Here is a 22949-nt window from a genome sequence, read left to right on the forward strand (position 1 = left end):
GTGGTTTACATGTTTTTTCTTACATATTTACGCTCAAAAAATTATGTGAAAGCTTATCTTGTAATGATTTGTCTTTTAGGAATAGTTACGTTTATTTGGAAAGTGAATTTTCGTGCTCAATCCTTAGAGGATTGGGTTTTAATTTATGTATTATCAGGGTCTATTCTTTTGTTAAACAATTTTTTAATTCATCTTCCTCCGAAAGATAACTCATTTTCGATGGATTCAGCGATTTATTTAGCTTCGATGTTTTTGTACGGGATTGACTTAACGATAAATGTTTTGTTAATTAGCAGTGTTATTGAGTTAATGTATAAACGCAAAATGGCTTGGTGGAAACATGTTTTTAATTTTTCTATGTACTGTCTAATGCTTGTGGGAGCTTATTATTCTTTCATATTATTCGGAGGAACGATAGGTAAAGTTAACACTTACAACTTGCTCCCATATATGATTAGTTTAGTAGTATATTTTAGTTTAAATATTGCATTTATGTTGATATTCTTTTTTATTTCCGGTCAAATATTTAAAGGCACATTTGATATGGGAGTTCTATTTGAATCAGTTGTTAGCTACTTCGTCACTTTATTACTTTCTTTAGTTTTAACTATTTTACTAAAAGAACAAAGATATTTTGGTCTATTTTTATTCACTGTTTTAGTAGTACTATTATCGTTTGCGTTTCGTAAGTTTCTATATTTATATCAAGATATTTCAGAACGAGCCAATAAAGATCATTTGACAGGTTTGTATAATCATGGATTTTTTAAGGAAACGTTAAGCGAGCAGTTTACTGATGCGAAAAAATTGAAGCAGCCGTTTTGTTTGGCGCTACTTGATTTAGATGATTTTAAAAAATATAATGATCGCAATGGCCATCTTCAAGGGGATAGACTATTGCAGTTTTTTGGGGATTTGTTGAAATTAGAGACGAAAGGGACCAATTATGTTGTTGCGCGATACGGTGGAGAGGAATTCGCCATTTTGATGCCCAATACGACGAAAAAAGAGGCGTTTTCTTTTTTAGACCGGTTGCGCAAAAAAGTCAATGACACGTATTTTGCAGGGGTTGAGCATGTTCCTTACCGCTGTCTTTCGTTTTCGTGCGGCATTGCCGAATATGAAAAGGGAACGTATGATAGCGGTGAGTTAATTCATAAAGCGGATCAAGCGCTGTATTATGCGAAAGCGCAAGGGAAAAACAATGTACAAGTATATGATGACAAAAATATTTCTTTGGACGCCATTACGTTTAAAGAAGATTTAGACACATTGGAACAACAGCTTAAAATTTTTTTGTCGAAAGATGTATATACATATCGTCATAGCAAGCGCGTATTTAAGTATGCGTTAGAATTTAGCGAAAAATTAAATTTAGCGGACCATGAAAAACAAACCCTCATTTTAGGAGCGTTAATACATGATATCGGAAAAATCGAAGTGCCGCGCGATATTTTAAATAAAGAAGAAAAATTAGCTCCCCATGAATGGGAAATTGTAAAAAAGCATGTGACATGGGGGAAAGAAATTTTAGCAGTAGAAAAGCGCTTTGACGATTTGATTCCGCTTGTTGAACTTCACCATGAACGGTATGACGGAAAAGGGTATCCGTATGGATTAAAAGAGGAAGAGATTCCGAAACTTGCCCGCATTTTATGTATCATTGATTCGTTTGATGCGATGACAACCGAACGGCCATATCAGCCGACGAAAACGTTTGAAGAGGCGATTGAAGAAATACGGTGCTGTGAAGGAAAACAATTTGACCCGATATATGCAGAAATGTTTATTGAGATGATTGAAGAAAATTATTTGAAAAAACATCGTTTTGCTGCTACATAACTCTGAATGAAAGGATAAACTAGCAATCTTGTCTTTTAAAAAAATCGAGATGAAAAGGAATGAGAGGATAAATGGAACGATATCGCATCGTTTACGATGTGCCGACGGTCTCAGCATATGTTCATCTACGCCAAAAAACAGGGCTAAGTGAAAAAAGTATCGAAGCGGCTGAACGAGGGTTAAAACATTCTTTGTTTGCGGTCAGTATATACGACAGTGAAACGCTTATCGGAATGGGACGGGTCATTGGCGATGAGGGGTGCTTTTATCAAATTGTTGATATTGCTGTAGATCCTGCCTACCAAGGAAAAGGTCTTGGCAAACAAATCATGAAAGAGATTATGCATTATTTAGACACGCATGCCCCAAAGGGTGCGTACGTCAGTTTAATTGCTGATCCGCCAGCGGATCGATTGTATAAGCAGTTTGGGTTTGCTTATACGTATCCAACCTCATATGGAATGTATAAGCGCTATGAATAAAAAACGCTGTTCTCTTGTAAGTGAACAGCGTTTTTTTATTTTATGCTTTGATTATCGGTTGCCTGGAAGCAGAAGGACTTACATTTTTATATAGTTGATTGATTTTGGTTGTTTTATAGATATAATTTGATTGATTTTGATATTTTTTAAATGTTTTTGATTGATTTTTAAAGCGCTTTCGATTATGATAATAGTACAAGCGAAACATCCCTTGATGGGAGGTGAGGATTTGCTGACGGCAGAGCGGCACCGGATTATTTTAGAGCTTCTTGCTGAAAAGGAAGTTGTGAAACTGCAAGAATTAGTCGAGGCGACACATTCATCGGAGTCGACGATTCGCCGCGATTTAACGCAGTTAGAAAAGGAAAAAAAATTGCGACGCGTCCATGGGGGTGCGGCGTTGCTGCATCAAAAACGAGAAGAGTTGAGCGTCCTTGAAAAGTCGACGAAAAACATGAAGGAAAAGAAAATGATTGCCGAATATGCCGCAAGCCTTGTTCAAGACGGTGATTGTATTTATTTAGATGCGGGAACGACAACATTTGAAATGATTGCGCATTTGCGTGGAAAGGATATTGTCGTTGTCACAAACGGGATCATGCATGTCGATGCATTGCTTGAACATGAAATCCCCACGTATTTACTTGGCGGATTCATTAAGAAAAAAACGAAAGCGCTTATTGGCCGTGGTGCGTTGAATGCATTAGAGAGTTATAGTTTTGATAAATGTTTTATCGGCGCAAACGGCATTCATCTCGATTATGGTTATACGACACCGGATCCTGAGGAGGCGATGGTGAAACGATTAGCGATGAAACTGTCGCAGCACGCTTATATTCTTGCAGACCATTCGAAGCTAAATGAAAGTACGTTTGCGAAAATTGCTGATTTAGAAGAAGCAACGCTTATTGTTGATGAATTGGATGAAGAGCTCTTGGAACTATACGAAGCAAAAACAGCGATAGAGGTTGTGAAAAGATGATTTATACATGTACGTTGAATCCTTCTGTTGACTATATTGTGCAAGTCGATGAGTTACGAATTGGCGAGCTGAACCGAGCGGTGAAAACGGCTACATTCCCGGGAGGAAAAGGGATTAACGTGTCCCGCGTGTTAAAGCGGCTCAATGTTGACAATACTGCTTTAGGATTTATCGGCGGATTCACGGGGGCATTTATTGAACAACAATTACGTCAAGAACATATTCAGTTTGATTTTGTCAAAGTACCTGGAGATACGCGCATTAATATTAAATTAAAAGACGGAAAAGAAACGGAAATTAACGGCCAAGGTCCGGCGATTCTTCCTGAACATGAAGAAGCGTTAATGCAAAAAATAAGTGCATTATCAGAAGACGACATTCTTGTATTAGCCGGAAGCATTCCGTCATCGCTTTCCGCCGACGTGTATCACCGAATGATGGATAAGGCGAAAAAAGCGAATGTAAAAGTGGTCGTTGATACAAGCGGACCTGCGTTAAAACGACTGATTACAAATCAACCGTTTTTCGTCAAACCGAATCATAAAGAGTTGAGTGAATTATTCGACACATCCTTTTATTCAAAAGAAGATGTCATCGTATGCGGACGTCGGTTAATCGAATTAGGCGCGGAAAACGTGATTGTCTCCATGGCTGGAAATGGTGCGTTCTTTTTTAATAAAGAGATGACACTGTTTGCAGAAGCGCCAAAAGGAACGGTGAAAAACTCGGTTGGCGCAGGTGATTCGATGGTGGCAGGATTTTTGGCAGCGTATACAAGCGGGAAAAGTTTGGAGACAGCGTTTGCCTATAGTGTTGCAACGGGGAGTGCAACGGCGTTTTCCGAGGACTTATGTACCAAAGAAAAGGTAGAGCAATTAGTGAGTGAAGTCAAAGTGACTCACCTATAAAAGGGGGATTGGTGTATATGAAAATAACGGATTTATTAACGAAAGAAACGATTGTTCTTGATGTAAAAGCAAGAACGAAAGCGGAAGTGATTGATGAGCTTGTCCAACAGCTGGATAAAGCGGGAGTGTTGCACGATTCTCATGCATTTAAAGAATCGATTTTGGCTCGTGAAGCGCAAAGCACGACAGGCGTAGGTGATGGCATTGCCATCCCTCATGCGAAAACAGCAGCGGTCAAAACTCCTGCTGTTGCCTTCGGTCGTTCTAAAAGCGGAATTGATTACGATGCATTAGATGGGAAACCTAGCTATTTGTTTTTTATGATTGCCGCTCCAGAAGGGGCAAACAATACGCATTTAGAGGCGTTAGCCCGCTTGTCAACGATGCTGATGGACGCGTCTTTTCGTTCACAAATTGAAAGCGCTTCAACTGATGAGGAAGTCATTGAGGTGATTGCTCGAAAAGAAGCGGAAGTACAAGAAGAAACCCAACAAACGGCGTCGTCACGGAAAAAAGTTGTAGCTGTTACCGCTTGTCCAACAGGAATTGCTCATACGTATATGGCAGCAGATGCATTAAAGGCAAAAGCGAAAGACATGAACGTCGACATCAAAGTAGAAACAAACGGTTCAAGTGGTGTGAAAAACAAATTAACGGAACAAGATATCGAAGAAGCAGTCGCAGTTATTGTTGCGGCTGATAAACAAGTTGAAATGGAGCGGTTCAGAGGCAAGCATGTCATTCAAGTACCGGTCGCACAAGCGATTCGCAAACCGGAACAACTCATTGAACAAGCATTACAACAAGATGCGCCGATTTACCAAGGAAGCGGAACAAAAGTAGAAACGCCACAAGCGAAGCCTCGTACCGGTTTTTATAAGCATTTGATGAACGGTGTATCCAATATGCTTCCGTTCGTTGTTGGCGGCGGTATTCTCATTGCGATTTCGTTCATCTTCGGTATTAAAGCATTTGACCCGAAAGACCCATCGTTTAACCCGATTGCGAAAGCATTGATGGATATTGGTGGCGGCAGCGCGTTTGCGTTGATGATTCCGGTTCTTGCTGGGTTTATTGCGATGAGTATTGCCGATCGCCCTGGTTTTGCGCCGGGAATGGTGGGCGGTTTTATGGCAGCAAACGGTGGAGCCGGCTTTTTAGGAGGCTTAATTGCTGGTTTCCTCGCTGGCTATTTAGTCGTTGGGCTAAAGAAACTGTTTAGTCGCTTGCCACAATCGCTTGAAGGAATTAAACCAGTATTGCTTTATCCATTATTTGGTGTTCTAATTACGGGACTTATCATGATGTATGTTGTCGTCGATCCGGTCAAAGCGTTAAATGACGGAATGAAACATTGGCTTGAAAATATGGGAACAGGCAACTTGATCTTATTAGGTGCAATTCTTGGTGGAATGATGGCGGTGGATATGGGTGGCCCGATTAATAAAGCAGCGTTTACATTTGGACTTGCGATGATTGATGCCGGCAATTATGCACCGCATGCAGCGATCATGGCAGGAGGGATGGTACCGCCATTAGGATTAGCGCTTGCGACGACGTTCTTTAAAAACAAATTTACAAAAGCAGAACGTGAAGCAGGAAAAACATGCTATATCATGGGAGCATCGTTTATTACAGAAGGAGCGATTCCATTTGCCGCTGCTGACCCAGTGCGTGTCATTCCTTCTATTATTGTCGGCTCTGCTATTGCGGGAGCGTTAACGATGTTGTTTGGAATCGGTCTTCCAGCTCCGCATGGCGGAATTTTCGTCATTCCAATCGTGAAAGGAAGCTCGTGGTTATATGTGCTGGCGATTTTGATCGGTTCTATTGTTACAGCACTTATGATTGGATTGTGGAAAAAGGAAGTGAAAGAATAACAAATAAAGTCAGCAAAAACTGAGTGGGATATTTCCTGCTCGGTTTTCTTTTTTTAATAACAAAATCTCATTAAATTTTCATGAAAGGATGGATTCAATCATGGTAAAATAAATGGTTGTAAATATTACTAAAGGAGCTTGTGTCTTGATGAAATCATTTCTTCAGCTCAATACGATTTTTGTTAGTATTTTAATAGAATCATTGCCTTTTGTATTAATTGGCGTCTTTATCTCCGGGATTATTCAAATGTTTGTAACCGAAGAGATGATAGAAAGATGGGTACCAAAAAATAAAGTTTTAGCGGTTGTGTATTCAACGTGTATTGGGGCGTTATTTCCTGCCTGTGAATGCGGGATTGTTCCAATTACACGCCGTTTAGTAGCAAAAGGGGTGCCGTTGTATGCGGCGGTTCCGTTTATGCTAACAGGTCCTGTCATCAATCCGATCGTGTTGTTTTCGACGTATATCGCGTTTGGTAGCAATATCAAAATGGTGCTTTACCGTTCGATTTTTTCATGTATCGTTGCGGTGACGATCGGCTTGTTGTTATCAATACAATACAAAGATGATCAATTACGGAAAAAAGAAGTTATTCAAGCGGCCCCTGCCCGGTCGTTAAAAGAAAAGTGGATGGGGACGCTTGAACATACGATTGAAGAATTTTTCTCATCAGGAAAATATTTGATCATTGGTGCGTTTACGGCTGCGGTGATGCAAACGCATATCAAAACGTCGACGCTTCTTGCGATCGGACAAGGGAAGATATCTTCTTCTCTTGTGATGATGGCGCTTGCTTTTGTGTTATCATTATGTTCGGAAGCTGATGCGTTTATCGCCTCTTCCTTTCAAAACACATTCTCATTTGGGGCACTAGCTGCGTTTTTAGTGTATGGTCCTATGTTAGATATAAAAAATACGCTGATGTTGTTGCAGTCGTTTAAAACGCGTTTTGTGATCGTGTTAATTGCTTATATTACTATTTTTGTATTTGTTGGTTCACTGTTTATTTAAGGGGGGGAGGCCGAATGCTGCGCACATACATTTTACTTGGTTTTACATTTTTGTTTTTTCACTTGCACGTAACCGGTGATATAAGCAGATATATTAATATGCGATATTCATATTTATCATTCAGCGCGATTTTTATCTTTGCTTTTTTAACCATTATTCAATTTGTGATTGCGAATCGAGCCGAGAAGCATCAGTGTCACGATGAATCGTGCTGTCATCACCATCATCATGAAGAACAAGCAAGATGGAAAAAAGCGCTCAATTATGCCGTCTTTATTTTTCCGATTGTTTCCGCGTTGCTTTTCCCGATTGCGACGCTAGATTCAGAGATGGTAAAGGCAAAAGGGTTTCATATACCGGGATTTGATACAAAAAGCGAAGACCCATTTGTGCAACGACAATTTCTTCGCCCTGATACAAGTATTTATTACGGCAAAGATGGCTATGATGCCCTGATGAGAAAAGAGTTGGCACAGTTTTCGAATTACTCTCATCTTGTGCTGAATGATCAAAATTATTTAAAAGCGATGGAAACAATTTATCAATTTCCGGGGCAGTTCAGTGATAAAGAGATTGAATTCGATGGATTTGTTTATCATGACCAAACAACGAAGAACAACCAATTATTCCTGCTTCGATTCGGCATTATTCACTGTGTAGCGGATTCAGGAGTCTATGGACTGTTAACGGAATTTTCAGAAACGCCCCATTTGAACAACGATGAATGGATTCATGTAAAGGGAAAATTGTCAACGATTTACTATCAACCGTATAATGCAACGATTCCATACGTTGAAGTAGAATCATGGCATCCAATAAAACAGCCGAAAGAACCGTACGTGTTTCGTGGGTATGATAATTAGAAAAGCAGAAGAGATTCGACATACCCATATTATTATGAAAAAGCACCCGCAAAAAGCGGGTGCTTTTTCAATGGAAATATGTCTAATCACGAAAGTCGCAATCAAGCACTTCGCCAAGCTTTACACATTTTAGACGTTCCATTTCGAGTTGGCGTCGTTTCCATTCATTAAGCAAACGGTCGAGTGCTTCTTTTGGCGTATCGTCAGCGAGACGAAATGCTCCGTAATGCATAGGGATAAATGTTTTCGCCTGACAGTCAAGAAACGCTTGTACCGCTTCTTCGGGAGTGACGTGCTGCGGTCCCATGAACCACTCTGGTTCATAAGCACCGATGGGCAGGAGTGCATAGTCGATGGAAAAGCGTTCGCCAATCTCGCGAAAACCGCGGAAATAACCGCTGTCACCAGCAAAATAAAATGTTGGTTTATCGTCCGCTTGAATGACCCATCCTCCCCAATGGGATGTATTCGTATCGAATAACGTGCGTCTTGTCCAATGTTGCGCCGGAACAAAGGTGAACGTCACAGAGCGATACTTCATTTCTTCCCACCAAGAGTATTCGGTGACGTGTTCATATCCTTTCCGTAAAAACAAGCGGCCAAGCCCGACCGGAACGAAAATATGAGGGTTTCCTTTAAGCTTCCGGATGCTTGGGAAATGCAAATGATCGTAATGTCCATGAGAAATCAGCACTACATCTATACTTGGCATATCATCTATCGCAATTCCCGGCGCGGTTAGTCGCTTTGCTGTTCCCATTCGCATCGCCCAAACGGGATCAGTGACGATCGTTATGCCGTTTAGCTGAATAACGAATGTTGAATGTCCAACCCATGCCAGTAGCGTGCGTGAACGATTAGTATGAAGCTGTATGTACTCTTGCGTACCGGCGTGAGGCACTTGATAAGAAAGATCTTTTTTCTTGTTTTTTCGTTCTTTTTGCCATCGACGAAAATCGGCAAACGTTTTTTTCGTCGAGACGCTGTCCAAATTTTCATACCGTTTTTGTCTCATTGCACTTCATCCTTTTTTTCGCTTGGATTATAATTTAAGAGTAGCAAAAACGGTTTTTTCTTGACAAATCATTGATACAGGGTGAGGAAGCGAGATGTTACAATCATTTACGATTCGAACAACAAAGCGAGATGAAATGATCGACATTACTCATTTCGTCCAACAGGTAATCCGTGAAGCGGGTGTATCAGAAGGAATTGCCATTGTGTATTGTCCACATACAACGGCAGGTATTACAATTAACGAGAACGCTGATCCGGATGTGAAGCGGGATATGATGCGACGCTTCGATGAAACGTATCCGTGGGAACACCCGCTTGACCGGCATGCGGAAGGAAATACGGCGGCGCACATGAAAGCAAGTACGGTCGGCGCTTCACAACACGTCATTATTACAAATGGCGAGCTTTTGTTGGGAACATGGCAGGGAGTTTACTTTTGCGAATACGACGGTCCGCGCCAGCGAACATTCTTTGTTAAAGTGTGGAACGGATAAAAGCTGACATCATCAGTCAGCTTTTTTCTTTGAAAAAAAATTGTTGCTGATACTCAAAAAAGATATATTATTTTTGTGTGAGGAGGTTTATATATGAAGGAAAAGATACAAAAACATTTAGCATTCAAATTATTTTTTTTAATTGCTGGTCTTATGCTAATTTTATTCATTTTTAACATCGGCTTATTTTTTCAAATGACGAAGCGAACCGTAGAACAGACTATTTCTTCATATGGCATTGAAACAGCCCAAAATCTTGTTTCACATTTCAACGCAGATGATTATTATGCGTTTTTACAGGAAAAAAAAGAAAATGATACATACTGGTCATTACGTGAGGAATTAAATGATTTGCGCGAAAAAGCAGGTGCGCTGTATGTGTATACGTTAGAGGCAGATGAAGAAACGAAGAAATTGTCTCTTTTAATCGACGGACAGCCAAAAGACTCTAAGGTCGCTTCTAAGATTGGCGAACCGGCAAGCACTGTGAAGTATGACGATATTGTACCTGTTTTAAAAGGGGGATCAAGCAGTACGAACATCGTTCACGATCCAAAGTACGGAGACTACTTATCTGCGTTCGCTCCGATTATCTATAATGGAAAAGTCATCGGTATATTAGGAGTCGATATTTCTGCAAAAAAAAGTCGGTGTCATTCAAAGTAAAGTTCTGAAGGGGCAACTGCCAATATTTATCGTCATTTTTGTGATAGGAATTGTGATGGTGAGCAGCCTTTCCTTTTTGATGATTCGCAAACGGCTAAAACCGCTTGCCTTGTTAGATAAGGTAGCCGAAAACATTGCGTCAGGCGATCTTCAACATGCTGAGTATGCTCTTAATCAAGTGAATGTAAAAGGACAAGATGAAATTGCTCGTTTATTTCATTCATTTCAGCGAATGGTTCGTCGCATGGATGAAATGTTACAGGACATTACGCGTAGCATGCACGAAACCGTTCAATCATTCGAAAAGCTGAGCGAAAATATAGGGGACGTTCGACGTTGTCATGAAGATATCATGGCAGCGATGCACATCGTGTCTACTCATGCTGAGCATCAAAAAGTGAGCATGGATGAATCTGCTACAGCGATTGAGGAAATGACGATTGGTGTTCAAAAAATCGCGGAGTCTTCTGCTATAGTTGCTGAATTTTCGAATGATGTCATGAAACAAGTGGAACAAGGTAACGAGCAAATCGAAAGAGCTGTGCAGCAAATGGAACATATGAGCGATGCAGTTCGACAAACATCCCGTAAAATGGCTGAATTAGGCGAGCGTGTAGTCAAAGTCGGCAAAATTCTCGATGTAATTACTGCCATTGCCGAACAAACGAACTTGCTAGCCTTGAATGCCAATATCGAAGCAGCGCGTGCAGGAGAGCATGGAAAAGGATTTGCTGTCGTTGCCAATGAAGTACGAAAACTAGCGGAGCAATCAAAGCGTTCTACCGAAACGATCGCTCAAATGGTTCAACAGTTCCAACAAACAGCTCAAGAAGCTGTTAGCGAAATGCAACGAGGCATGAATGAAATGGAAAAAGGAACAAAATCTGTACATGAAGCGGGGGTAACGTTCCGATCCATTTTAGAAGCCATGCAGCGAACGAATGGTGAGATTCAAGAAGTATCAGCGGTAACGGAAGAAATGTCGGCAGGTTCTGAAGAAATTGCCGCTTCTGTAGAGCAATCGGCCGCTTCAACAAAAGAAACGGCACAAACTATTCAAAAAGCCATGGAAGCCGTCGAAAAACAAATGAAAGCAATGGAAGAAATCGAAGTATCCACACAGCAAGTAGGAAGAGTGACGGAAAAGTTGGAAAAAGCGGTAGAAAGTTTTCGACTATAAGATAGGTGGAAATGAATGAGGAAACGTTGTTTCTACCGATGATTTTAATGACAGGAATTATATTATGTAAACTTATATTAGAACAACAGCAAGAAAATAAACAGCAGTCTAATGATTAGGGCTAACCTTTTCTCTTTTGGTTAGCCCTGTATCATTATGATCTTCAACTATCAAAGTGTTGTTAAAATCAATGGTCCATTTTTCGTAATCGCAATCGTATGCTCGTATTGGGCGGAATAGGAGCCGTCGACGGTTCTTGCCGTCCAGCCGTTGTCGTCCATTTTGCTTTGCCAATCTCCAATGTTAACCATTGGTTCGATCGTAATGACCATGCCTTCTTTTAGCCGCATTCCTTTTCCTTTTTCCCCGAAATGAGGGATAAAGGGTTCCTCATGAATGGTTGGACCGATCCCGTGACCAGTAAAATCGCGAACAACAGAAAAACCGTTTGTTTCCACATATGTCTGAATCGCATAGCCAATATCGCCAATTCGGTTGCCGACGACGGCTTGTTCAATGCCCTTATATAAGGATTCTTTTGTGATATGAAGCAACGTTTTGACTTCTTCGCTGATTTCGCCAACTGGATACGTCCATGCCGAATCGGCAAGAGCTCCATGTAAATTGACTACAAAATCAATGGTAACAATATCGCCATTTTTTAGCGGTTCGTTACGTGGAAAGCCGTGGCATATTTCATCATTAATCGAAGCACATGTCGCATACGGATAGCCTCTGTATCCCTTTTGTTCAGGGACAGCGCCGTGTTGAGCCAGAAATTCTTCCACGAAACGGTCAATCTCAAGCGTCATGATTCCCGGATGAATGAGCTTTGCGACTTCTTGATGGCAAGCAGCTAACAATTTTCCCGCTTCATGCATTAGCTGAATTTCTCTTTCTGTTTTTAAGTTAATCATCGAAGTTTTTCTTCTCCTTTTTTTGATGTATTCGTTGTTTTTCATTTTAATATAATGGCGCAGGAGAAGCAAAAAAGATGATGTTCAATTAAAGCCCAAAATAAGAAATATTAAAAAATTGGAGAAATAAACAATCATAATGTTATTTCGCAAAAAAGTAAGGCAATCAAGGGAATAGTCCCTTGAACAGGGGAGATAAGCAATGCGGTCAGGCAAATGTCGACATCACTACTGTGAAGAGGACAATGGAACAGCATTAGAAACAGCAGCTCTATTTGCCCGTGAAGGAACGAAGGTGGTACTCGCTGATGTAGATGAGGCGTCGGGGACCGCATATGCCCAGCAATTCAAGAAACAAGGATGGTATATGGACAAAAGCGGCTGTTCGAAACGAAACAGGTTCAAACAGCCGGATTTTTTTAGATCAATATGTATTCAATTCGAACAACAGCATAACATAAATAAAACGGAAGTTTTCCTGTATTTCATTTTTTGTTATGTCGCAAACACTTTTTCTTGTTCGTTAGCGATTGTATTTTTCCAAGATTGTGCAAGCGGAAGATAGATGGACACTTCGGTTCCCTTGTTGACCTCGCTCGTAATGTGAATGGTTCCATTCATTGATTCAATAATACGATAAACTACCATCATCCCAAGCCCCGTTCCTTTAATTCCTTTTGTTGTAAAATAAGGTTCTCCCAGCCGTTCCATTTGCTCTTTGGTCATGCCAATGCCCGTATCGGAGACGCGGATGAGCACTCGTCCATTTTCGATAGAAACATAAATTTGCAATGTGCCACCATTTGGCATGGCTTCAATAGCGTTTTTTATAATATTGATTAAACATTGTTGGAATTTTTCGCGCTCCCCTTTTACGTTGAAGGGAGCTAGCAAGGTTTGAAACTCGACGCTATTCATGTTAGCAAACGGGCGTAAAAGGTCGATGACGCGCTCAATTTCTGTTTTTACATTTAATTTTTCGACAGATTCTGGAGCTGGTTTCGCAAATGTCAAATAATCAGTGATAATCGCTTCAGCCCGGTCAAGCTCTTCGATCGCAATTTGCACGTATTGTTTCCGCTTTTCCGCTGATAGCTGCCCTTGCTCAAGAAGCTGCATAAATCCGCGCGCCGCAGTAAGAGGATTTCGAACTTCATGGGAAATCGAGGCTGCTAAATGACTAACGGCTTCCATTTTTTCTGCGCGAATAATCCGTTTTCGTAATGCAATATTTTTATATAACATTTCTTTTAAATAGCACGTAAGTAACATGCAAATGGATTGAATCGGTAAATAAACGAGTGAAAGAGAAAAAGAGGTAGGCGGGACCCCATAAAGCAGATGACCTAAAGCGACGGATAACGCCCCCGAAAAAACCGATAAGGAACATGCTAGAAAAATACGATATTTAGAGGATAGCGACAAAAACTTTTTTGATAACATCATGCTAGTGAGCGTAATAAAAATCGATGTAATGGCCGTAATCGTAAAACCACGCCCTCCGAAAAAGAAGTGGTAACCAATTGTGACGAAACAGAGGAGTACGCTAGCAGCAGGTCCTTTATACAAACTTCCTAACCAGAGTGGAATTTGACGTAAATCGTAAACATAGTGTGTGTCCATTCTGATAGGAAATATCATGCATAGGATAATGACGAAAGCAGAACAAAAAGATAAAACATGTTGTTTGATTGTTTCCGGGACATTTTTCTCTTCAATCCATAACGGAACGACGAAAATCGGAATAAGAATAAAAAATAAATTGAGCAGGAAGTCTTTGAGAATATTAACCATATACACACCTTCTTTCGTTTGGTGCAATAAAAAAGTTTTAACAATGATTGATTAATATATTACATTGTAAACAAAAAACATGTCGGATGTTAAGAGTGAATCATTAGAGTTTTTTTGACATAAATCTTTATTTTTCAACACAAACAGGATAGGTTTGCTATCCTGCTTTTATCTCATCAATAAAAACTATTTAAAATTAGAAAGCATAGTTAGTTTTTAACAACAACGTACCGCTGTTTGACGATAGCAAGTCTTACGAAAGCAATCGCTGGTGAAGGTCTGTAGCGTTCTAATAATAAGATATGGATTGAAATTTCGCAGTGTTGGTGAGGTGCTGACCGAACAGTTGCATGCGTGTTGTTATATCGATAATACGATATCAAGCACGAGAAAAGTTCCTCGTGCTCAACTTTATTCAATAAACGACAAATGCGCGATTTCGTTAGGAATTTGTTGATTTTTTTTCGTTTATTCTTCCCCTGTTTTATTTTTATAATTTTTAATGTAACGTCATGTAGAAGGGGGATTGTCATATAATGAGGGAGACATATAAGCAATTAATGACGTGGATTCAACAAAAACAACCGGTGAAAATTAAGACACATCAAGGAGAAGCGACATTTTTACCTGTCAAGTTATATAAAGATACGCGAAAGCTGTTTGTCTATAACCGAAAGATGAGATTGACCAACATTTGCTTAGATGACATTATTTCGATTCGGCCAACGCGTATTTACGGTTCTTTTGATATAAGAGATGAGAAATTCGTACATACACATTAGATTGGGAAGGGAGCGGACTCTACCGACGAAGGAGAGACCGTTCCTTTTTCTTATTGCCGAATGATAGGATTGTATTTTAGAATGAAATCACTAGCTGTAAGGGGGAGGAAGAAGCATTGGAAGGGAAACGAATTGTACTATGCGCCTCAAGAAAATTAGAGGAAATGAAAGCCCTCATTGAAAAGCAAGGAGGCATCCCGCTTGTTCGTTCGGCACAAGGAACGGTGTTTTCGAAAGAAGATGAGTTAGGAGAAGAAATCCGTACGGTCATCGCGATGCGCCCAGATTGGATGATTTTCACGACGGGTGTTGGAGTGGAGACGTTAATAGAGTCGGCGGAACGCGAGGGAGTGAAAGAGGAGTGGCTGGAGACGATTGGTCAAGCGAATGTAGCAGTGCGAGGATATAAGACAGTTGCCGCGCTAAAGAAAATCGGTATTTCCCCTGTTGCCGCAAGTGATGATGGCACGACAAAGGGACTGATTCGTTCACTTCAGCCGTTTTCTTTTACTGGGAAAAATGTTGTCGTACAATTGCATGGGGACACTGCACCGACGTTGAAGCAGTTTCTTTACGAAAATGGTGCGGTGTATACGGAGTTGCTCCCATATCGACACGTTGCACCGGATTCCGATGTTCTTGAGCAGTTGTCTGAAGAAATTATTGATCATAAAGTTGACGCTGTTTGTTTTACAGCAGCGATGCAAGTTCGCTTTTTATTCTCGTTTGTGAAGGAGCAAAAAGATATCGACAAATTCCGCCGCGCGTTTGCGGAACGAGTCGTCGCATGTGCGGTGGGAAAAGTAACAGCAGAAGCGCTTCATGAGGAAGGAGTAGCTCGCGTCGTCTCCCCTGAGTTGGAACGGATGGGGGCAATGATTGTGGAATTGTCGCGATATTTTAAGGGGAAATAATATCTTACGTAAAAAGTTAAACACGACTCCCTAGAAAAACGGGAAGTCGTGCTTTTTATCATTGACTATATCAATTTGAAACCTTTGGAGGCATAAATTCGTACCAAAAGTGGCAAAAAGAGATGAATGTCTTTGTTGCATATACATCGCGGGAGACGACACTAAGTGTCATAGAGAGCGAAAGTCTTTTTAAGAAAAAACGAACAAATATTCTTTTGCGTGTGCTATAATTAAAAAGAAAAGTTTTCAACACGTAGGTGATGGTTATTGCGCTACCATAGTCATATTGTCACATCGTTACTAATAGGAGCGGCGGTGGCGTCACAAACGCCGCTTTCGTTTACAGCAAGCTATACAGCAGGCATTGTCATCGGAAGTTTACTTCCGGATATCGATGAACCGAATTCATATGTTGGCCGGCGTTCCTTTGGAGTGTCCGGCAAAGTGAAGGAAGCGTTTGGCCACCGTGGCATGACGCATTCGCTTCTCGTGTGGGCAGTGATAGCGCTTGTTGTTACGTTTGAGTCGTCTTCTTTATTTTCCATTGGCTTTGTGCTTGGGTATTTGTTTCATATTATGGAAGATTTTTTTTCTGTTCAGGGGGTACCGCTTTTATGGCCTTTTCAAACGAAGCGGTATAAAATTCCATTATATCGGACAGGAAGTTTTTCGGAAACGATGATTTTTTATCTAGCGTTTTCGTTGCTGATTTATGTCGGCATGAAATACGAATTATTTACGGAATGGTTGCAATCGATTAGCGGCTTTGTTCACTAGTCATTCTGCACATTCTTCTTTTCTTTCCTTGCAGAATCTGCTATGTTTATGTACGAGAGATCTTTGATGATAGAAAAGAGGTGGGGTCATGGAGACGCCCGTCGACATACTGACGTATTTGCCGCTTGTCAGTGCTTTGTTTGTCGCGATGAAGTGCTATATCACTCAGCACCGGCAAACAAAAGCATTTTTATATGATGTCGCGCTTGGTTACTTTGAGCAGGAGGTTGATAGCGGATACCGCTTCTGCTTGTTTTTCCCGGCTCGTCGCTTCTTTACATCGCGACAACGGAAAATCCCAGCGCGTGAACGATCGCACGTTTCCGATGAAGAAGGAAGTAGGCTCCTTGTTTGTTCATTCATCAATGAAACTAACAAGGAGGCCGTAGATGCATATGAAGAAAAAATGGATTTTCTTTTTGCTAGGGATCGTGGGATTGTTGAGTGGTTGCAACCGCAATGCGCCGATTACGGAGCATAGCCAAGGAGTATGGGATCATTATTTTGTGTATCCAATGTCGAAGCTTCTTTTGACATTGGGGCACTTTTTTGGAAATAATTATGGATTAGCGATTATTACGTTGACGTTAATCGTTCGCTTTTGCTTATTGCCGCTCATGTTAAAGCAGTTTAAAACAACGGTAGCGATGCAAAAGCTTCGTCCAGAAATTCAAAAGTTGCAACAAAAGTATAAAGGCAACGATGTAGAGACACAGAGAAAATTACAACAAGAAATGATGCTTTTATACCAAAAGCATGGAATTAATCCGATGAGCGGATGTATGCCAGCGCTTATTCAAATGCCGATTTTTATGGCCCTTTATTATGCGATTTCGCGTACGCAAGAAATTAAGCTTCATTCGTTTTTATGGGTACAGCTCGGTCATACGGACCCGTATTTCATTTTGCCGATTCTTGCTAGCGTAACGACGTTTATTTCATTGCGTATTTCACCGTCGATGACTGCGGAAAAATCGCCGCAAACGATGATGATGTCATATATTATGCCTGTGATGATTTTCATTGGCGCGAGCTCTGTCCCATCAGCTTTATCGCTTTACTGGGTTGTCGGCGGTTGTTTTTCGATCATTCAATCACTGATTTTGCGCATGCAGTTGAAATCAGTGATAGTGGCGAAAAACGGACAAGCGTCATAAAGAGTAAGCCGCTTCCACCACGTTGGAAGCGGCTTACTTCGTTTTACAAATTCCCTTGTTTGCGAAGAATTTTCTCCATTTCATTGACAAGCGAGTCGAAGTAGGTGAACAGGTTGTTTAGCGGCTCAGGCGACGTCATATCAACGCCTGCTTTTTGCAATAATGGAATAGGATCATCGGATGTCCCGGCACTTAAAAATCGCAAATAGCGCTTTGTTGCTGTTCCTGTTGGATCTTCTTTTATTTGTTTCACAAGTTCAAACGAAGCGGCGAGTGATGTAGCGTATTTATAGACGTAAAAGGCGTCGTAAAAATGGGGAATGCGCAGCCAGCCGAGCGCTGCTTCCGGGTCCGCTGCATAGGCGGGACCATAATATTTTTTGAGCAAATTGAGCCACAATGTATTGAGTTCCTCCGCCGTTAAACTTTCGCCTTGCCCCACTTTCTTGTGAATCGCTCGTTCAAATTCAGAATACATTACTTGTGTGTACACCGTTCCGCGAATTTGATCAATTTGTTGATTTAATAAATACAGCTTTTCTTCATCCGTTTTCGCTCGCTGCATAAGGTAATCCATCATTAGCCATTCATTGGCTGTTGAGGCGACTTCGGCGGTAAAAATCGACTGGCCAGAATAGTAATAAGGTTGCTTTTGATTCGTATATACGGAATTCATCGCGTGACCGATTTCGTGAGCAATCGTTAACATGCCATCGAGGGAATTATCGTAATTTAACAAAAGAAATGGATGAGTGTCATAGGCTCCTGTATTATACGCGCCTGTATATTTTTTCGGACGCGGATATACATCAAGCCAACGATGTTCAAAGGCATGCCGGACATTGGATACGTATTCTTTCCCAAGCGGCTGTAATCCTTTGAGGATGAGTTCTTGTGCTTCGCTGATGGAAAATTTCATTGTTTTTGCTACCGATTGGCTCACAAGTGGAACATACATATCGTAGCTATGTACCTTTTCGACACGTAACACTTGTTTGCGCAGCTCAATATACCGATGTAGGGAAGGCAAATGGTTGTTGACGGAAGTGATGAGATTCGTAAAGACGTGCTTTGGCACATCATCGGAAGATAAAGCTGCGTCAAGCCCAGATGGGTATCGTCGCGCTTTCGCATACAATTCGTCCGCTTTGACAGAGGCGTATAGCGTAGCAGCAGACGTATTTTTGATCGACTCGTAGCTATGAAAAAACGTCTGAAACGCCCGTTTCCGGTAGTCTCGATCCGGATGCTCCAGCGCTTTTACATAGTTTCCTTCCGTTAGCTGAATCGTTTTTCCGTCTGGCGTGTGCATGACAGGCGGTGTATAATCTCCGCGAGAGGCATTGTTATAAATGTTTTCTGGATCGTTTGTGATCGGAGCGATCCTAGCAAGTAGCTGCTCTTCTTTTTTCGAAAGGGTATGCGCTTTTTGTTCAAGCAGCTCGTCAAAATACCGCTTGTATTGTTTGAGATGTTTGCTGTTTTTGATCGCTGTTAATTTGTCTTTAGGAAGGGCTAAAAGTTCCGGCTCGATAAACGCGGTTGCTGCCGCGTACCGTGATGCAAGGGTTTCAACTTTCGCTTTTAAGTGCGCTGCCGTTTTGTCTTCAATATTTATATCCTGCTGTAGATGGGCGTAAAGAGATAGCTTTTCGAGCTTCCGTGACAATTTTTCGTTTAATGCAAACAGGGTTGCCACATTTGTTTCATCATGGAGCTTTCCTTGATAGGATGATAATTGGGGTAAGGCGTCCTCGACAGCTTTATAATCTTTATGAAAAGCGGCTTGAGAAGGGTAAATATCGGCAATGTTCCATGTATATTCTGGCTCAATGTTTGCTTTGGCTGCTTGGGTATGAAGAGGGACGATGCTCATCCATGTTGCGAGCAATACACAACACATAGTTCTCATTTGTCATAACTTCCTTTCCTGTTTTTACCGTTGTTATAGGTAGTATGTACAAAAACAGGAAGCTTACTCGAAACGAAAGCAGGAATATCGAGGAACGTGTCAAATATCATCATCATTAACGGTAATAAACTAAAGGAGGACAATAAATTGGAACGCATACGTTTAGCGGAAGATTTAACATTTTCGCGAGTGATTCATGGTTTATGGCGGTTAGCGGAATGGAATTATTCAAAAGAAGAAATTTTACAACTCATTGAGTTTTGTATAGAACAAGGAATTACCACGTTCGATCATGCTGATATTTACGGAGGATATACGTGCGAAGCATTATTTGGAGAGGCGTTGGCGTTAAAGCCTGAGCTGCACGACCAAATCGAAATCGTCACGAAATGCGGCATCAAGTTAGTAGCGAAAAACCGTCCGGAGCATCGCCTTAAACATTATGATACAAGCAGACAACATATTATTGAGTCCGTTCATCAATCATTAAAAAACTTTCAAACTGAGTACATAGATGTATTGCTTATTCATCGGCCTGACCCGTTTATGAATCCGGAGGAAGTGGCAGAAGCGTTTACGCAACTAAAACGAGAAGGAAAAGTCCGCTATTTTGGCGTCTCGAACTTTAAACGCTCGCAATTCAATATGTTGCAGTCGTATTTAGATTTCCCGCTAGTGACGAATCAAATCGAAGTGTCTGCTTACAATCTTGAAAATATCGAAGACGGTACGTTAGATTTATGCCAAGAAAAACGGATTCCACCGATGGCGTGGTCACCGCTTGCTGGTGGAAAAATTTTTACAGCTGACGATGAAAAAGCGATTCGTTTAAGAAACACGCTGGAAAAGGTGAAAGAGGAGCTCAATGCAACGAATATTGACGAAGTGTTATATGCATGGCTGCTCGTTCACCCGGCGCGGATTATGCCGATTGTCGGATCAGGGAAAAAAGAGCGCATTCTCAGTGCGATTCGCGCTCTTGAATTATCGATGGATCGTCAACAATGGTTTGATATTTTGCATAGCTCCATGGGACATGAGGTGCCGTAAAAAAGCAGGAATGAACAACAAGGAGAAACAAGCGATGAAAGTCATTATTGCTGAAAAGCCAGATCAAGGCGCGACATTAGCTTCGATTTTTCAAACGAAAAAACATCAGGGTTATATTGAAATTTTTCCGAATGAGCTCTTTCCAAAAGGTGCATACATGACATGGGCAGTTGGTCACCTTTTTCAACTCGCCCCGCCTGAACGTTATCGTCCGGAGTGGAAACAATGGAAGCTTGATACGCTTCCAATCATTCCAGAGAGGTTTCAATACGAAGTTGAAAAAGCAAAGGCAAAGCAATTTCACATTATTAAAGAGCTGCTGAGAAAGCCGGAAGTGACGGAGATCATTCATGCCGGAGACGCTGGGCGTGAAGGAGAGTTAATCGTTCGCAATATCATTCACATGAGCGGCGTCAAAAAACCGATGAAACGGCTGTGGATTTCCTCATTGACTCCAAAGGCGATTTACGAAGGATTTCGACAACTATTAGATGAACGAGAGACGCGCAACTTATATGAGGAAGCATACGCACGCGCCTGTGCCGATTGGCTCGTCGGCATGAATGCGTCGCGCATTTACAGCATTTTATTAAAACAAAAAGGAATGAATGACGTCTTTTCCGCTGGGCGAGTTCAAACGCCAACATTGGCGTTGATCGTGAAACGTGAGAAAGAGATTGAAAATTTTCAATCAGAGCCATTTTGGGAAGTAGTGGCTACCTTCAATATCGATGGGAAGCAATATGAAGGAAAATGGGTAAAAGAGAGTGAATCTCGCTTAAAGGATGAACGATTAGCTCAGAAAATCGCCGAATTTTGCCAAAACAAACAAGCAGAAGTGAAAGAGGTAAAAACGGAACGAAAAACGTTTCAGCCGCCGCTCTTATTTAATTTGTCATCGCTTCAGGCAACGGCGAACAAGCTCTATCAATTTTCGCCGAAAAAGACGCTTGATGTACTGCAAAGCCTATATCAAAAAGGGATTGTGTCATATCCCCGTTCCGATTCCAACTATGTGACAAGGGGAGAAGCAGAGACATTTCCTGAGATTTTGCAAAAATTAAGCGCGTTTCCTGATTATCAACCGTTTTTCCCGCTTCCGAATGCTTCGATTCTTCACAATAAGCGATATGTGAATGAAAAAAAGGTGACGGATCACTATGCGATCATCCCAACGGAACAAGTGACTGACCCTAAGAAATTATCAAATGATGAACGGAAAATCTATGATTTAATCGTGCGCCGTCTCATTGCTGCCCATTATGAACAGGCGATCTTTGACTATACAACTGTGATTACTCTCGTCGATCAACGGGCGGAATTTGTTTCGAAAGGAAAACAAGAAGTGCAAGAAGGATGGCGCAAAGTGATCTTTCAGCGCGATGATGACGATGTCACGGCTCTCCCTCTTCTCTACGAAGGAGAGCAAGGTTATGTTGCAAACGTCGACGTAAAAGAAGGAAAAACGCAGCCGCCGAAACGTTATACGGAAGGCCAACTCATTACGCTCATGAAAACAGCGGGGAAATTTCTCGACAATGAAGAATTGGAAAAAGTGCTTGCGAAAACAGAAGGGCTCGGTACGGAAGCGACTCGCGCAGGGATCATTACGATGCTAAAAGAGAGAAAGTATATCGAAGTAAAGAAAAATCAAGTATATGCAACAGATAAAGCGAAAGTGTTAATCGAAGCGATTGGTAATAAAATTTTAGCCTCACCGGAAATGACGGCGAAATGGGAACAGCGTCTAAGCGAAATCGGTGAAGGAAAAGCGTCAGCGGCTCATTTTATGGAACAAGTGAAGAAGCTATCGACGAAAATCATTGAGGATGCGCTGGAAATGTCAAAGAGCTGGGACTTTACCGGATTGAATACCGAGACAATACAGCGCACAACGTCAAAAGCGACGCTTGGAAAACCGATTGGCAAATGCAAACTATGTGATGGAACAGTGATTGATAAAGGAGAATTTTACGGATGCACGAATTATGCCAAAACGAAATGTCCGTTCACCATTTCCAAAAAGATTCTCGGTAAAAGGATTTCTCAAACGAATGTGAAAAAGCTGCTGCAACATGGTAAGACAGATGTAATCAAAGGATTTAAAAAAGGAGAGAAAATGTTTGATGCTTACTTAATTTGGGATAACGAACAGAAAAAACTTTCTTTTTCGTTTCCAAATTAATCATTCACCCCCTCCAATCAAACGGGTATTGTCAAAAGTTTATCCTCCACACTCACTGTTTTTCATTGAGTTTCAACGGTGAGAATAAAAAAAGCTTGCCACCCCCGTTGTTTTAGGCCATCATTGAGGTAACCC

The 22949-nt window shown here is 41.2% G+C and carries 21 protein-coding genes; 17 read left to right on the forward strand and 4 right to left on the reverse strand.

The features are described 5' to 3' along the window. Nucleotides 1–9: 9 nt before the first annotated feature. The 7 genes from ISX45_RS05450 to ISX45_RS05480 all read left to right on the forward strand — a co-directional run bounded on the left by ISX45_RS05450 (nucleotide 10) and on the right by ISX45_RS05480 (nucleotide 7969). Nucleotides 10–1842: a diguanylate cyclase gene (locus tag ISX45_RS05450; RefSeq protein ID WP_194520184.1), complete on the forward strand. Its 1833-nt coding sequence runs from the start codon at nucleotides 10–12 to the stop codon at nucleotides 1840–1842. A gap of 71 nt (nucleotides 1843–1913) precedes the next feature. After that, nucleotides 1914–2324, forward strand: a complete 411-nt coding sequence (locus ISX45_RS05455) for a GNAT family N-acetyltransferase (RefSeq protein WP_194520185.1) — start codon at nucleotides 1914–1916, stop codon at nucleotides 2322–2324. A 229-nt stretch (nucleotides 2325–2553) separates the two neighbouring features. Then, nucleotides 2554–3306: a DeoR/GlpR family DNA-binding transcription regulator gene (locus tag ISX45_RS05460; RefSeq protein WP_194520186.1), complete on the forward strand. Its 753-nt coding sequence runs from the start codon at nucleotides 2554–2556 to the stop codon at nucleotides 3304–3306. Next, the gene (gene pfkB / locus ISX45_RS05465) at nucleotides 3303–4214 is read left to right on the forward strand and encodes a 1-phosphofructokinase (RefSeq protein ID WP_194520187.1); all 912 of its coding nucleotides are present in this window, start codon (nucleotides 3303–3305) and stop codon (nucleotides 4212–4214) included. The genes ISX45_RS05460 and pfkB overlap by 4 nt, the downstream gene beginning before the upstream one ends. Nucleotides 4215–4231: 17 nt before the next feature. Beyond that, nucleotides 4232–6094 (forward strand): PTS fructose transporter subunit IIABC, encoded by a 1863-nt coding sequence (locus tag ISX45_RS05470; protein WP_194520188.1) that lies wholly within the window; start codon nucleotides 4232–4234, stop codon nucleotides 6092–6094. Between the two features lie 112 nt (nucleotides 6095–6206). Next, complete coding sequence (locus tag ISX45_RS05475; RefSeq protein WP_374058313.1) at nucleotides 6207–7106, forward strand: permease; 900 nt, start codon at nucleotides 6207–6209, stop codon at nucleotides 7104–7106. Between the two features lie 14 nt (nucleotides 7107–7120). Then, the gene (locus ISX45_RS05480; protein ID WP_181556703.1) at nucleotides 7121–7969 is read left to right on the forward strand and encodes a TIGR03943 family putative permease subunit; all 849 of its coding nucleotides are present in this window, start codon (nucleotides 7121–7123) and stop codon (nucleotides 7967–7969) included. Nucleotides 7970–8051: 82 nt separating this feature from the next. Here ISX45_RS05480 and ISX45_RS05485 read toward each other — a convergent pair whose 3' ends face one another. After that, nucleotides 8052–8984: an MBL fold metallo-hydrolase gene (locus ISX45_RS05485; RefSeq protein WP_181556702.1), complete on the reverse strand. Its 933-nt coding sequence runs from the start codon at nucleotides 8982–8984 to the stop codon at nucleotides 8052–8054. A 94-nt stretch (nucleotides 8985–9078) separates the two neighbouring features. On the opposite strand from ISX45_RS05485, the gene ISX45_RS05490 reads away from it, so the two are divergent. The 3 genes from ISX45_RS05490 to ISX45_RS05500 all read left to right on the forward strand — a co-directional run bounded on the left by ISX45_RS05490 (nucleotide 9079) and on the right by ISX45_RS05500 (nucleotide 11326). After that, nucleotides 9079–9480, forward strand: coding sequence for a secondary thiamine-phosphate synthase enzyme YjbQ (locus ISX45_RS05490; protein WP_194520189.1), 402 nt, complete (start codon nucleotides 9079–9081; stop codon nucleotides 9478–9480). Nucleotides 9481–9573: 93 nt separating this feature from the next. Beyond that, nucleotides 9574–10146 carry a hypothetical protein gene (locus ISX45_RS05495; RefSeq protein ID WP_194520190.1) on the forward strand — a complete coding sequence of 191 codons (573 nt, stop codon included), beginning with the start codon at nucleotides 9574–9576 and terminating at the stop codon, nucleotides 10144–10146. Between the two features lie 55 nt (nucleotides 10147–10201). Continuing rightward, entirely contained in the window at nucleotides 10202–11326 is a 1125-nt protein-coding gene (locus ISX45_RS05500) for a methyl-accepting chemotaxis protein (RefSeq protein WP_194520191.1), read from the forward strand. Nucleotides 11327–11496: 170 nt separating this feature from the next. On the opposite strand, the gene map is transcribed toward ISX45_RS05500, so the two are convergent. Together map and ISX45_RS05510 are read right to left on the reverse strand one after the other, a co-directional pair. Then, complete coding sequence (gene map / locus ISX45_RS05505; protein WP_194520192.1) at nucleotides 11497–12243, reverse strand: type I methionyl aminopeptidase; 747 nt, start codon at nucleotides 12241–12243, stop codon at nucleotides 11497–11499. Nucleotides 12244–12738: 495 nt separating this feature from the next. Further along, nucleotides 12739–14037, reverse strand: a complete 1299-nt coding sequence (locus tag ISX45_RS05510) for an ATP-binding protein (protein ID WP_194520193.1) — start codon at nucleotides 14035–14037, stop codon at nucleotides 12739–12741. A gap of 536 nt (nucleotides 14038–14573) precedes the next feature. Here ISX45_RS05510 and ISX45_RS05515 point away from each other — a divergent pair. From ISX45_RS05515 to yidC, 5 genes are all read left to right on the forward strand, one after another. Beyond that, nucleotides 14574–14819, forward strand: coding sequence for a hypothetical protein (locus ISX45_RS05515; RefSeq protein WP_181556697.1), 246 nt, complete (start codon nucleotides 14574–14576; stop codon nucleotides 14817–14819). Nucleotides 14820–14935: 116 nt separating this feature from the next. Further along, nucleotides 14936–15733 (forward strand): uroporphyrinogen-III synthase, encoded by a 798-nt coding sequence (locus tag ISX45_RS05520; protein WP_181556696.1) that lies wholly within the window; start codon nucleotides 14936–14938, stop codon nucleotides 15731–15733. Nucleotides 15734–16000: 267 nt separating this feature from the next. After that, nucleotides 16001–16510, forward strand: coding sequence for a metal-dependent hydrolase (locus tag ISX45_RS05525; protein WP_194520194.1), 510 nt, complete (start codon nucleotides 16001–16003; stop codon nucleotides 16508–16510). A gap of 88 nt (nucleotides 16511–16598) precedes the next feature. Beyond that, a complete protein-coding gene (locus ISX45_RS05530) occupies nucleotides 16599–16991 on the forward strand; it encodes a hypothetical protein (RefSeq protein WP_181556694.1) in 393 nt (130 codons plus the stop codon). Next, nucleotides 16906–17667 (forward strand): membrane protein insertase YidC, encoded by a 762-nt coding sequence (gene yidC / locus ISX45_RS05535; RefSeq protein ID WP_181556693.1) that lies wholly within the window; start codon nucleotides 16906–16908, stop codon nucleotides 17665–17667. The genes ISX45_RS05530 and yidC overlap by 86 nt, the downstream gene beginning before the upstream one ends. Before the next feature lie 43 nt (nucleotides 17668–17710). Here yidC and pepF read toward each other — a convergent pair whose 3' ends face one another. Then, nucleotides 17711–19579 (reverse strand): oligoendopeptidase F, encoded by a 1869-nt coding sequence (gene pepF / locus ISX45_RS05540; protein WP_407649710.1) that lies wholly within the window; start codon nucleotides 19577–19579, stop codon nucleotides 17711–17713. Nucleotides 19580–19726: 147 nt separating this feature from the next. Here pepF and ISX45_RS05545 point away from each other — a divergent pair, with 147 nt between their 5' ends. Beyond that, nucleotides 19727–20629 (forward strand): aldo/keto reductase, encoded by a 903-nt coding sequence (locus ISX45_RS05545; protein ID WP_194520195.1) that lies wholly within the window; start codon nucleotides 19727–19729, stop codon nucleotides 20627–20629. A gap of 34 nt (nucleotides 20630–20663) precedes the next feature. Continuing rightward, nucleotides 20664–22814: a DNA topoisomerase III gene (locus ISX45_RS05550; RefSeq protein ID WP_194520196.1), complete on the forward strand. Its 2151-nt coding sequence runs from the start codon at nucleotides 20664–20666 to the stop codon at nucleotides 22812–22814. The last annotated feature ends 135 nt before the right edge of the window (nucleotides 22815–22949 follow it).

Origin of the sequence: Thermaerobacillus caldiproteolyticus (assembly GCF_015326725.1) — a bacterium.
GTDB classification, from domain to species: Bacteria; Bacillota; Bacilli; order Bacillales; family Anoxybacillaceae; genus Thermaerobacillus; species Thermaerobacillus caldiproteolyticus.